Below are 12703 nucleotides of genomic sequence, written 5' to 3'. Positions count from 1 at the left end.
CGTGCTTCCTATATAAGCCAGCGCATATACCTGCTACTTCTGCACCAGCGCACGCGCCGCCTGGCTCACCTGGTCGCGCAGCCACTTGTGTTCCGGCGACTGGTGCACGCGCTGGTGCCAGAGCTGGTAGAAGCGCATCGGCGGGAATTTCAGGGGCATCGTAAACGTCTTCAGCGGCAGCGTTTTCTCGTACGAGCGCATGAACTGGCGGCCCGTGGTCAGCACCAGGTCGGTCTGGGTCAGCATGTAGGGGATCAGGCCGAAGTAGGGCGACTCGACCGCGATTTTCCGCTGCATGCCTTGGCGCGCGAGGAAGGAATCGATCACGCCGTGGTAGCCCGGCAGGATCTGCGAGGGTGCCACGTGGGGCAAACTGAGGTAGTCTTCGATGGTCATCGCATCGGCTTCGGTCCTGCGCGCGTACGGGCTGTCGGCGCGCATGGTGCAGACGATCGGGTCCTCGAACAGCTTCGAGATGTGCAGGTGCGCGGGCGGCTCGTCCCAGTTGGCGATCACCAGGTCCATCTCGCCGTCCGACAGCATGCGCAGGTAGTCGGCGCCGGCGCCCATGCCGTGGATCGCGACGCGGCTGTTGGGCGAGCCGCGGCGCACGGCGGCCACCACGTTCGGCAGGAACTGGGTGTCGAGGTAGTCGGGTGCGGCGATGTGGAAGGTGCGCGCCGCGTCCTCGGGCACGAAGGCCGACTTCTTGACGAACAGGCTCTCGGTCTCGTCGAGGATGCGCTTGGCGGGTTTCAACAGGCTTTCCCCGTGCTGGGTCGGGACCATGCCGCGCGCGCCGCGCACCAGTAGCGGGTCGCCCGTCAGTTCGCGGAGTTTACGCAGCGAGGCCGAGATCGAGGGCTGCGGCTGGTTCAGCTTCAGCGCCACCCGCGAGACGTTCTTCTCTACCAGCAGCAGGTAGAGGATACGGATCAGGTGGATATCCAGGTGCTGGGGCAGGGCGGACATGGCGTTGTTGTATATGAAAACGGGTATGTCGAATATACGCCATCTTTCATGTTATCCAAAATGAAATCGGTTTATCGTCAGAGCGCCTAACAACACCGCCATGGCTGCGTTGCAGCGCCTCGCCGTACCTTCGTACTGTCTTCGGCGCAGCGCCTTGCCCTGACGGTGTTGTTAGACGCTCTTAGCTATCGGCAAAAGGACCTTGCATGGACGTGTTCGCCTCTTATGGCCTCGAATGGCTCAACCTGCTGGTGCGCTGGCTGCACATCATCACGGGCATTGCCTGGATCGGCGCCTCCTTCTATTTCGTCTGGCTCGACAACACGATCAGGCCGCCGGCGCCCGGCTCGGACCTGGCGAAAAAGGGCGTGGCCGGCGAACTCTGGGCCGTGCACGGCGGCGGCTTCTATAACCCGCAGAAGTACCTGGTCGCACCCGCCGAGCTGCCGAAGGAGCTGCACTGGTTCAAATGGGAAGCCTATTCGACCTGGCTGTCGGGCTTCGCGCTGCTGTTCATCGTCTACTACCTGAACGCGCAGGCGATGATGGTCGACCGCAGCGTGGCCGACCTCACCAGCTGGCAGGCGGTCGGCATCGGTCTCGGCAGCCTGGTGGTCGGCTGGCTGGTGTACGACCTGCTCTGCAAATCGCCGCTCGGGAAGCGCGACCTCTTGTTCGGCCTCGTGATCTTCGCCTTCCTGGTCGCAAGCAGCTATGTGCTCACGCACCTGCTCAGCGGCCGCGCGGCCTACCTGCACATCGGCGCCATGATCGGCACCATCATGGTGGCCAACGTCGCCCACGTGATCATTCCCGGCCAGCGCAAGATGGTGAACGCGATGATGGCCGGTGATAAGCCCGATCCCGTCTACGGCATCCGCGCCAAGCAGCGCTCGGTCCATAACAACTACTTCACGCTGCCCGTGCTGTTCCTCATGATCAGCAACCATTACGCGATGACCTACCGCCACGAGCACGCCTGGGCGGTGCTGGCGGTGATCATGGCGGCGGGCGTCCTGATCCGTCACTTCTTCAACCTGCGCCACAAGGGCCGCATCGAGTGGAGGTATCCGGCGGCGGGCGTGGCGCTGCTGGCCGTGCTGGCGGTCTTGATCGCACCGAAAGCGCCAACGGCGCAGCAGCCGGGTTTTGATCCCGCCGCCCAATTCGCGCACGTAAAAACCATCGTCGACCAGCGCTGCGTGGCCTGCCATGCCGCCCATCCGACCCAGCCCGGCTTTGCCACGGCGCCGGCCGGCGTGATGCTCGATTCGCCGGAACTGGTCGCCCAGCACGCGGCGCGCATCTACCAGCAGACGGTGCAGCTGAAGGCGATGCCGCTGGCGAACCTCACCAACATGACCGACGCCGAACGGGCGCAGGTCGGCGCCTGGTTCGAAGCCGGCGCAAAGACAGGTAAATAAAGACATGGACGACAAACAGCAGCTGCTCGACTGGATCGACGCCCATTTCGACGAGGAAGTCGCCTTCCTGCAGTCGGTCGTACGCATTCCCACCGATACGCCACCGGGCAACAACACCCCGCACGCCGAGGCAATAGCGGACATGCTGTCCCGGTTCGGCTGGCAGGCCGAGCGCCACGCGGTGCCCGAGCAGGCCGTACGCGACTACGGCATGGAAAGCATCACCAACCTGATCGTGCGCCGGCCCTACGGCGATGGTCCCACGATCGCCCTGAACGCCCACGGCGACGTGGTGCCGCCGGGCGAAGGCTGGACCCATCCGCCTTATGGCGCCGAGATCGAGGACGGCTACCTGTACGGCCGCGCGGCGGCCGTGTCGAAGAGCGACTTCGCCACCTACATCTTCGCCGTGCGGGCGCTGGAAGCGCTCGGCCTGCCTCTGAAGGGGGGAGTCGAGCTGCACTTCACCTACGACGAGGAATTCGGCGGCCTGCTCGGTCCCGGCTGGCTGCTCGAGCAGAAGCTGACGCAGCCCGACCTGGTGATCGCCGCCGGCTTCAGCTACCAGGTCGTCACCGCCCACAACGCCTGCCTGCAGCTGGAAGTCACGGTGCACGGCAAGGCCGGCCACGGCGCCATGCCGGAAACCGCGCACGACGCGCTGCAGGCCGCGACCCGCATCCTGAATGCGATCTACGGCCAGCTGCCGGAACTGAAGAAGATCAAGTCGGGCGTGCCCGGCATCGATTCGCCGACCATGCTGGTCGGGCGCATCGACGGCGGCACCAATACCAACGTCGTGCCGGGCAAGGTGGTGCTCAAGATGGACCGGCGCATGATTCCGGAAGAGGATCCGGTCGCGGTGGAAGCGGGTGTGCGTGCATTGATCGAGGAAGCGGTGCAGGGCCTGCCCGGTATCCGGGTGGAGATTCGGAGACTGCTGCTGTCGCACGCGCTGCGGCCGCTGCCTGGGTCGGAACGGCTGGTGCGCAGTCTGCAGCAGAATGCGGCTGCCGTGCTGGGCGAGGAGATTCCGGCGGTGGGTACGCCGCTATACGCGGATGCGCGCCTGTATGGCGAGCGCGGGATTCCGGCGGTGATGTACGGCGCCGGGCCGCGCACGGTGCCGGAATCGAATGCGAAGAAGGCCGACGAGAAGCTGGCGCTGGAGGATCTTCGGCGCGCTACCAAGGTCGTGGCGCTGACGCTGTTCGATCTGCTGTCGGCCTAACTCTGTAGGGTGGGCGCCCCGTGCCCACCGAGAGCATGCACTGCGTTGGCGCATCGTTTTTGGTGGGCACAGGGCGCCCACCCCACGTCTTACGGCTGCCCGGCCTTGCCCAGCGCCTCCGTCATCCGCACCAGGTTCACGAACTCGGCCCGATACCCTTCTGAATCCGCGCCGCGCGCGCCGTTCGCCAGCTCGGCGATGTCGGCATACGCGTAATCGGCCAGCTGCTGTTCGCCGCGCAGGCGCTGGCCGAAGGCGGCCACGGCGACGGCGAAGCGCTGGTCAGCCGGCGCCGCCTGCAGCGACTTGTGCGCCGTACCCGCACGTACCGGCTGCTCGACCAGGCGGCTCTGGCTTTCGCCAGGCAGCTTGTAGCGCACCCGCACGAAGCACAGCTCGTCGCTCTTTGCCTGCGCTGCCGGCTTCTTGCCTTCGCCGTAGCGCAGCGGATCGACCAGTGTACCGGCAGCGCCGGCGGGCGTGATCTCGTAGATCGCCGTGACCGTATGGCCCGCGCCCATGTCACCGGCGTCGACCTTGTCGTCCTTGAAATCCTGGCGCGCCAGCATGCGCGTTTCGTAGCCGATCAGGCGGTAGGCGGCGACTTGCGCCGGGTTGAACTCGACCTGCATCTTGACGTCGTTCGCGATCGGGAACATGGTCGAGCCGAGTTCTTCGCCCAGGGCTTTTCTCGCTTCCAGCAGCGAATCGATGTAGGCCGCGTTGCCGTTGCCCGACTGCGCGAGGCGCTGCATCAGCGCGTCGTTCAGGTTGCCGCTGCCGACGCCCAGGATGGAGAGGTAGACGCCGCTCTTGCGCTTGGCGGCGACGAATTTCTCCAGTTCGCGCGGATCGGTGATGCCGACGTTGAAGTCGCCGTCGGTGGCGAGGATCACGCGGTTCACCGCATCCTTGTCGAAGTGGCGCTCGGCCATCGCATAGGCGCGCTGCAGGCCGTCGGCGCCGGCCGTACTGCCGCCTGCGCCGAGGGCGTTGATGGCGTCCAGCACCTTCTGCCTGTCGCCGCCGCCGGTCGGCTCGAGCGCCACCTTGGTGCCGCTGGCGTAGGTGACGATCGCGACGCGGTCCTGCGGACGCAGGCTCTCCGCAAAGAGGCGGAAGCCCTGCTTCAGCAGCGGCAGCCGGTCCTGCGGACCCATCGAACCGGAGACGTCGACCAGCAGCACCACGTTCATCGGCGGCTGCTGCGCCGCATTCACATCGAAGCCGCGCACGGCGATGTGCAGCAGCTGGTTCTCGGCCTTCCACGGGCTCGGCATCACCGCGGTCGTCACCGCGAAGGGCTGGCTGCGGCTGGACGGGCGCGCGTAATCGTAGGGGAAGTAGTTCACCATCTCTTCGACGCGCACCGCGGCAGCCGGCGGCATGCGGCCGGCGGTCAACTGGCGGCGCACGAAGGCATACGAGGCCGTGTCGACATCGGTACTGAAGGTGGAGACGGGCTGCTCCTCGACCAGGATCGCCTTGTTGGCTGCGCTGTCGGGGAACTTGTCGACGCCCGGCATCTTGAAGACATGCGGCGGCATGAAGTAGGGTGGCGGCGCCAGCGCCGGCGCATAGGTGAAGGCGTCGCCGGTGGCGAACCGCGGGCGCGACCCGGATACCGCCACGCGCTGCTGCGGCGCGGGGGGCGCAGGAGGCGCGGGCGCCGCGGCGCTGGCCCCGGCCTCGGCGGCCGCGGGCTGGGCCAGCTGGCTCTCCGTGCTGCAGGCGGCAAGAAGGGATGCGGCTGCCAGGGCAGGCAGGGCAAAAGCGGCGTGTCTCATGTCAGGACCTTGTCGAATTATTGTTCGTACAAGATGCTACGGGCGGCGCGCCGATGCAATCGCGGTTACATGTTGTAATCGTTTTAAGCCGTGGCAGCCCCTGCGCGTTCAGCGCGGCACGATCGCGAACTGGGGACCATTGCCATAGTCGGGCTTGACGCTGCGCGACATGAAGCGCGCCCAGGCCTTGCGTCCGGCTTCGCCGCCGGCGTTCGCGGCATAGGCCAGCGCCGGCTGCATGTTCGACGGGAAGCCGGCAACGGCGTTGGAATAGCCGCCCATGTCGCCCTGGCGCTTCTTGACCGCGGCCGTCATCTGGGCGCTGTTGCAGGGCAGGGCGGCGACCTCGGGGCCGACGGTGGCCGCGTAGGCTTCGGCTATCGTATCGAAGAAGGGCCCGCTGGGCGTCGCGCGTACCGCCCAGGCATAGGCCGCGCCTTCGATCCAGCAGACGCCGTCGCCCACCATGCGCCCGATCGGGAACCGCGCTTTCCACTTGAGCAGCGGCTCGGCCTCCCTGAAGCCGAGCTCCGCCAGGTGGCCGACGGCGGCGGTGAAGAAGTCGTCCTGCCAGGGCGCGACCCCGGTCTTCTTGTTGTAGAGGACCGCATAACCGTTGACGATGACGCCCAGCTTGTTGGCTTCCTTGTTGTGGCTGTACGTGGCGTTGTACCAGTCCAGGTTGTTGTCGAGCAGGGTAGTGAAGGCCTGCTTGAGCGGATGGCCGTCGGGCGTGATGTAGGCGGCCTCGCCCAGCGTGCGCAGGCTCCAGGCCTGGCCGCGCACCTGGCCGGGCGCGAGCAGTCCCTGCACGTTCTTGCGGTAGCCCGGGTTGGTCGCGAAGACGTTCAGCATGGCCCAGAATTGCAGCTCTTCCAGGTAGTAGTGGTCGCCGGTGACGAGGTAGGGCAGGTAGGCGAAGGCCGGCTGGTGCGAATCGTCGGCGCCGTTCGGCGACGCGCACAGCTCCTTGCGGCAGGTCGGGAAGACTTCCAGTTTGCCGGTCTTCGGATTGCGGGTGTCGTTCGGCCGCCCGAGCAGGGTCATGTAGGGATAGTCGAGCAGGCTGACGGGCAGGCCGGTCTGCTTGTCGCGGTAGTGGATCGGCCAGCTGCCGGCGAGGTCCGCGGTGCCGAGCGTGACCTTCTTCGCGCGCGGGTCCATGCTGATCAGGTAAGCCGCGCCCCAGCCGGGCAGCAGGCCGATGTCGGGGCGTCCGCCCTGGGCGTGCATCGAGCGCGCGGCCAGGCCCACGCCCATCGGTTCGGTCTTCGGCCCTTCCCACTGCGCGTCCATCGTGGCCAGCGCCTTCTCGCGCATGACGACCGAGAGATCGTAGTTCGGCAGCGCGCGCGTTGCGATCAGGTAGGCGCTGTCGTGGCGCAGGTGCAGGGCCGGCGCCTCGCCGGTCCAGGCCACGCTGCGCCAGCGCGCATGGTGGTGGTGCGTCAGGTCCTGCCTGCGGTAGACCTGTTTGCCGCCGGCCGTGATCGTCACGTCGTAGGTGAAATTGCGCGGATCGGGTTCGTAGGCCCAGTCGTTTTCGAGCGTCACGTCCACCCGCGCCTGGCGCGCTTCCGGATACCAGCGCAGCGCGAAACGCGCCGCCAGGTGCGGGTGCTCGTCGCCCTTGGCGTTCTTCAGCGGCGCGGCCACCTGCAGCTCGGTGACGACCGGGCCTTGCAGCCAGGTCTGCGCCTTCTGCGCCTTCAGCAGGACCGCGCTCGACGCGGTATAACGCTCGCCGTCGATCACGACAGTGACCACGGTGTCGGGCGCGCTGCCCGCCTTCGCGCTTCCCTGCGGCTTCTTCGTGCTCTTGACCAGGGCCAGGCCCAGGTCCTTGCCCGCACGCAGGCGCGGCAGGATCAGCGAGATCACGGCGTGGCGCACCGACCCGTCCGGATGGCTGGCCTTGACGTCCAGCTGCAGCGGCAGCAGGCTGCCGTCGGCCAGCCTGGCGGCCAGGCCGGCGCCGCGCGGCAGGTCGCCGGGCGCGAAGACCTGGCCGAAGCTGACCGGCACGTCGGCCTGGTCTTCGCGCGCGGTACTCTCGATGACGACGCCGGTGATGCCGCCCGCTGGAATCGGCGTGCTGCGCGCTGCACGCGCGGGCGCGGCGTCTTCCCTGGCGCCGGCCCTGTCCTTGTCCTTGCCTTTGTCCTTGTCCTTGTCCTTGTCCTGATCCTTGTCCTCATCGTCAGGCGCTTCGCCGTGGCGCTCGGCCAGCACGCGGTTCGCATCGAGCTGGCCGGTGACGGGCAAGCCGACAAAACCCAGGTCGCCGGACTTGCCCTTGTCCTGGGCGTGGACGGCGCCGCAGGCGAGGAGGGCCAGCAGGCAGGAGAGAGTGCGGGAAACGGAAGGCGTCATGAGGGCAATCGGAAAGCGAAACGAAAACAAGGTGAACAGTAAAACAAAAGGCGCCCCGCGGGGCGCCCGTTTGTCCGTCTGAAGCCTGCAGGCTTACTGTTTCAGCGTGCGTTCGAACAGTTTATAAATGCGGCGATACTGGTCGAACCAGCTTTCCGGCTGGGTGTAGGCGTGGCGTTCGAGCGGGTAGCTCGCCAGTTCCCAGTTGTCCTTCCGGAGTTCGATCAGGCGCTGGGCCATGCGCACCGAGTCCTGGTAGAACACGTTGTCGTCGACCATGCCGTGCGCGATCAGCAGGTTCCCCTGCAGCTTGTCGGCGTACTCGATCGGCGACGAGATTTTATAGGCCTGCGGATCGAGGTCCGGCGTATTCAGGATGTTCGCGGTGTACTCGTGGTTGTAGCTGGTCCAGTCGGTCACCGGACGCAGGGCTGCGCCCGACTTGAACATCTCCGGCGCGCGCATCAGGGCCATGAAGGTCATGAAGCCGCCGTAGCTGCCCCCGTAGATGCCGACGTTCGCCGGGTCGCCCTGGTGGTTCGCCACCATGTACTTCACGCCGTCCTGGTAGTCCACCAGTTCCGGGTGGCCCATCTGGCGGTAGATCGCGGTGCGCCAGTTGCGGCCATAGCCTTGCGATGCGCGGTAGTCCATGTCGAGCACGATGTAGCCTTTTTCGACCAGCAGGTTGTGGAACATCTGCTCGCGGAAGTAGACCGGGAAGCGTTTATGGGTGTTCTGCAGGTAGCCGGCGCCGTGCACGAACATCACGACCGGATATTTTTTACCGGCGACCATGTTCGCCGGGCGGTACAGCTTGGACCAGACCGGCGCGCCGCCGTCGCTCGACGGCACCGCCACGAATTCGGGCTGGATCCACTCGCGCGCCTTGTAGTCCGCGGTACGTGTGTCGGTCAGCCTGACGGCCGCGCCGCCGCTCGCCGGCACGGTCGCCAGCTGGGCCGGCATGTAGCTCGACGAATAGTGGACCAGCAGCTTGCGGCTGTCCGGCGACAGGGTGAAGCGCTCGACGCCTTCGAGCTGCGTCACTTCGCGCGTGGCGCCGTCCTTGGCGTTCACGGCGCAGACTTCATACGTGCCCGGATTCTTGCGGTTGCAGAGCATGTAGGCGGTGGCGGCGTCGGCACTCCACCGCACGTCGCCGGCTTCCCATTGGCCGCTGGTCAGCGCGCGGTGCGGGCCGCCTGGCGTTTGCGTGTACAGGTGGGCGTAGCCGCTTTCTTCCGACACGAACCACAGGGTGCGGTTGTCCGGCAGCCAGCCGAAATCGCTGTTGTCGAAGTTGACCCAGGCTTCGTCGCTGAGTCGGTGCTGCGGCACCAGCTTCGCCGCTTTCAGGTCGACGGTGGCGATCCAGCGGTCCTTGTTGTCGACCGCGCGCAGCATGACGGCGGCCTGCTTGCCGTCGAGGGTCCAGCGCACGGCGTCGGCGCGGTCGGCGATGCGTAGCGGACGGTTGCCCTTCAGCGGCTCGAGCTTGGCTTCGGCGCGCAGCTTGGCGAGCGGGTCGACCGCAATGCCGGGCAGGGTGTCGAAGGGGACGTCCTGCACGCGGCTGGTGGTGAGATCGATCAGTTTGAGCTGGTGCGGCACCGGATTGGTGCGGCCGACGCGGGTACGCTCGTCGTCCATCTCTTCGTAACCCGATTCGGTCACATAGCGCGGCATCTTGCCGACGCGGCCTTTATCCGCGCCCTTGGCGGCGGTGACGACCAGCAGCCAGCGTCCGTCTGGCGACAGGGCGCTGCCCTCGATGGTGACCTTGTCGCCCAGGTATACCTGGCCGGGCGCGCGCGTGGCATCGGCCCGGCGCTCTTCTTCAGTACGCGCGCGGGCGGCGTCGCGGTCGTCCCTGGCGCGCTTCAGGGTCGTCATCAGGCGCAGCTGCATGTCGCGCAGCGCGTCCGCTTCCGGATTGGCCGGGTCCTTGGCAGCACGCGGCTGGGCCACAGGGCCCTGCACGCGGCTGGCGCGGTCCCAGCTGAACCAGTCGTGGCCGACGCGGAATTGAATGGCGCGCTCGTCGCTGGAGAACTGCGGATCTTCGGCCTTCACGCCGCGGGTGATCTGGACCAGCTGCCCGCTTTTGAGGTCGCGCTCGAACAGGTCGCCGTTACGCACCATGATGGTGCGGGTGTGTGCACGATCGTAGACCACGGCCGGGCTGTCGAGTTTCGCCAGGTCGGCGTCGTCGACTTTCTGTGCGCCTTTTTGCGCGGCGAGGAAGGTGTCGCGCAATTGCGAGCCGCTTCGCTTCTGCTTGAAGTACACATCCTTGCCGTTCCAGCTCCACCATGCGGCTTCGACCGGATTGCCGATCCAGTCCGGATGGGCCATGGCCTGCTCGAGGGTGATCGGCGTGGGGGCTGCCGCCGCCGGAAGGGCGCTCAGCGCGGCAATAAAAGTGAGGGCAGGAAGTCGCATCGTGGATGTGTGAGTGAGTGAAAATAGCTTTCTGGCCAGAAAATGCGCATGCATTCTAGCTCAGCCACTCTGCGACAGGGGAGCGCACGGAAGATTTATCCGGCCCATGAAAAAAGGCGCGTCCCGCGTATTGACGGGCGCGCCTTGGAGCGTCGGGTGCTGCGTTGCAGCTTAGCCGGCTTGTGCGGCCGACTTCGGCTGGCGTGGCAGGAACATGGCGATGCGGGCGACAACGGCGAGCACGGCGAGGCCGACAGGGAGGAATTCGAGAACGGTCATGCTGGAGCTCCTTGGGTTTGTTGGTAATGTTGCGTTGCAGTATAAGTCCCTCCCAGTCATAAACGAACTTTTTGTTTGTGATCTCGGCGATGCGTTTTGTGAATGGATGAGCATTCGTGGCGTCGCCAGATATTGATGAGTGAAATATCTCGACTGCGGCTGTGTTGTATGGACAGCGGCGTGGCCCGCTTCTTGCATCGACCAGGGGCATGAAAGCTCCCGATCCTTCCCGCAGCCTGCGCATCGTCGTCGTCCATGGCGGCGACGCGCAGGCGGACGACGCCGCCCTCGCTGCCCAGGCCTGCCGCAGCGCAGCCCTGCGCGTTGGCCTGCTCGAGTCGGGCTACGACATCGTCGCCTCGCTCCCGCCGGACATCTTCCTGCCCGAGCGCATCGCCCAGCTGCAGCCCGACCTGATCATCGTCGACAGCGAGTCCGACGCGCGCGACGTGCTCGAACACATCGTGATCGCCACCCGCGAGGCGCGCCGGCCGATCGTGCTGTTCACCGAGGACGACAGCGCCGACACGATGGAAGCGGCGGTGGCGGCCGGCGTCTCGGCCTATATCGTGGCCGGCCTGCGCGCCGAGCGCGTGCGCCCCGTGCTCGACGTGGCGCTGGCGCGCTTCAAGCGCGAGCAGAAACTGCTGGGCGAACTGGCCGACACCCGCCAGAAGCTGGCCGAGCGCAAGGTGATCGACCGCGCCAAGGGCTTGCTGATGGCGCGCCACGGGCTGCTCGAGGACGAAGCCTACGGCCGCCTGCGCAGCCTGGCGATGAACAAGAACATGAGACTGGCCGAGATCGCGCAGCGGATCCTGGACGTCGAGGACTTGCTGGGCGAACGCCCGGCGAAAGGAAACCCATGAACATCGCCGGTTCCGACCGCCCCGAAACCGAGACACTCCGTATCGGTTTCATGCCGCTGGCCGACTGCGCGCCGCTGGTCATGGCATCCATCCTCGGCTTCGACGAGAAGTACGGCATCAAGCTCGTGCTGGAGCGCCAGCAGTCCTGGTCGGCCATGCGCGACCGCCTCACCAACGGCGAACTCGATGGCGCGCACGCCCTGTACGGCTTGCTGTACGGCCTGCAGATGGGGATCGGCAGCGCCCCGCGCGACATGGCCGTGCTGATGAACCTGAACCAGAACGGCCAGGCCATCGTGCTCTCGCGCGCCGTGGCGGCCGCCGGCGTGAAGGACGGCGCCGGCCTGGCCGCGCTGATGCGCGAACAGCCGCGGCGCTACACCTTCGGCCACACCTTCCCGACCGGGAACCATGCGATGTGGCTGTGCTACTGGCTGGCCGCGGCCGGCATCGATCCGCTGGCGCAGATGCGCCTCGTGACGGTGCCGCCGGGCCAGATGGCGGCCAACCTGGAAGCCGGCCACATGGACGGCTTTTGCGCGGGCGAGCCCTGGAGCCGGCGCGCGGTGATGGAAGCGAGCGGCGCGCTGGTTGCGCCCAGCAGCCAGGTCTGGCCGAATCACCCCGGCAAGGCGCTCGGCGCGCGCGCCGATTTCGTCGCGCGCCATCCGAACAGCTGCCGGGCTCTCGTCGCGGCCCTGCTCGACAGCGCGCGCTGGCTCGACGCTTCGGCCACCAACCGCGAAGCGGCGGCCGAAGTGCTGGCCAGTCCAGCCTACGTCCACGCCAGGGTCGACCTGCTGCGCGCCTGCCTGCTGCCGCGGCGCGGCGACTTTCCCGGCCTGCGCTTCTTCGGCGAAGGGGAGGCGACTTTTCCCTGGCTGTCGGACGGGATGTGGTTCCTGACCCAGCAGCGGCGCTGGGGTTTGCTGCGTGCTGATCCCGATTACCTGGGCGTGGCCTGCGCGGTGAACCAGGTGGAGTTGTATCGCGAGGCGGCGGCGCTGGCGGGCGTGGACGTGCCGGATGGGCTGATGCGCAGCAGCCGGCTGATGGATGGGCGGGTGTGGGATGGCAGCGATCCGGTGGGGTATACGGCCTCGTTCGCGATTCACCAGCGCGATCCGCAAGCCCTGAGGGCGTAGGGGTGGGCGAGGCCAATGGCCTCGCCCACGGTTTCACCGGGCGCCCCGTGCCCACCGGTTCCGCGTGCGCCAACCCTGCTCGACCATCGGTGGGCACGGGGCGCCCACCCTACGACAGTGCGCGCTTTCGCATCATTAACCCGTAAGGTGGGCGGGTTCCCCGCCCACGCGTTCAACA

The 12703-nt window shown here is 66.9% G+C and carries 8 protein-coding genes; 4 read left to right on the top strand and 4 right to left on the bottom strand.

Annotation, left to right across the window (positions count from 1 at the left end; genetic code table 11):
* Positions 1-33: 33 nt before the first annotated feature.
* On the bottom strand, positions 34-972 hold the full coding sequence (locus tag ACFPQ5_RS01475; RefSeq protein WP_379751196.1) for a LysR substrate-binding domain-containing protein: 939 nt from the start codon (positions 970-972) through the stop codon (positions 34-36).
* A gap of 206 nt (positions 973-1178) precedes the next feature.
* Here ACFPQ5_RS01475 and ACFPQ5_RS01470 point away from each other — a divergent pair, with 206 nt between their 5' ends.
* Positions 1179-2396: a urate hydroxylase PuuD gene (locus ACFPQ5_RS01470; RefSeq protein WP_379751194.1), complete on the top strand. Its 1218-nt coding sequence runs from the start codon at positions 1179-1181 to the stop codon at positions 2394-2396.
* A gap of 4 nt (positions 2397-2400) precedes the next feature.
* Positions 2401-3627, top strand: coding sequence for a M20/M25/M40 family metallo-hydrolase (locus ACFPQ5_RS01465; RefSeq protein WP_379751192.1), 1227 nt, complete (start codon positions 2401-2403; stop codon positions 3625-3627).
* A gap of 89 nt (positions 3628-3716) precedes the next feature.
* Here ACFPQ5_RS01465 and ACFPQ5_RS01460 read toward each other — a convergent pair whose 3' ends face one another.
* The 3 genes from ACFPQ5_RS01460 to ACFPQ5_RS01450 all read right to left on the bottom strand — a co-directional run bounded on the left by ACFPQ5_RS01460 (position 3717) and on the right by ACFPQ5_RS01450 (position 10232).
* On the bottom strand, positions 3717-5414 hold the full coding sequence (locus tag ACFPQ5_RS01460) for a vWA domain-containing protein (protein ID WP_379751190.1): 1698 nt from the start codon (positions 5412-5414) through the stop codon (positions 3717-3719).
* Between the two features lie 108 nt (positions 5415-5522).
* Positions 5523-7787, bottom strand: coding sequence for a hypothetical protein (locus tag ACFPQ5_RS01455; RefSeq protein WP_379751188.1), 2265 nt, complete (start codon positions 7785-7787; stop codon positions 5523-5525).
* 93 nt (positions 7788-7880) lie between these two features.
* Positions 7881-10232 (bottom strand): S9 family peptidase, encoded by a 2352-nt coding sequence (locus ACFPQ5_RS01450; RefSeq protein ID WP_379751186.1) that lies wholly within the window; start codon positions 10230-10232, stop codon positions 7881-7883.
* A gap of 488 nt (positions 10233-10720) precedes the next feature.
* Here ACFPQ5_RS01450 and ACFPQ5_RS01445 point away from each other — a divergent pair, with 488 nt between their 5' ends.
* Together ACFPQ5_RS01445 and ACFPQ5_RS01440 are read left to right on the top strand one after the other, a co-directional pair.
* Complete coding sequence (locus ACFPQ5_RS01445) at positions 10721-11380, top strand: ANTAR domain-containing response regulator (protein WP_379751184.1); 660 nt, start codon at positions 10721-10723, stop codon at positions 11378-11380.
* Positions 11377-12525, top strand: coding sequence for a CmpA/NrtA family ABC transporter substrate-binding protein (locus tag ACFPQ5_RS01440; protein WP_379751182.1), 1149 nt, complete (start codon positions 11377-11379; stop codon positions 12523-12525). The genes ACFPQ5_RS01445 and ACFPQ5_RS01440 overlap by 4 nt, the downstream gene beginning before the upstream one ends.
* The last annotated feature ends 178 nt before the right edge of the window (positions 12526-12703 follow it).

The organism is Massilia suwonensis (genome assembly GCF_042655665.1).
Taxonomy (GTDB): domain Bacteria; phylum Pseudomonadota; class Gammaproteobacteria; order Burkholderiales; family Burkholderiaceae_D; genus Telluria; species Telluria suwonensis.
Note: the sequence above shows the minus strand (reverse complement) of the source record. Positions and strands in the feature narration are given on the sequence as shown.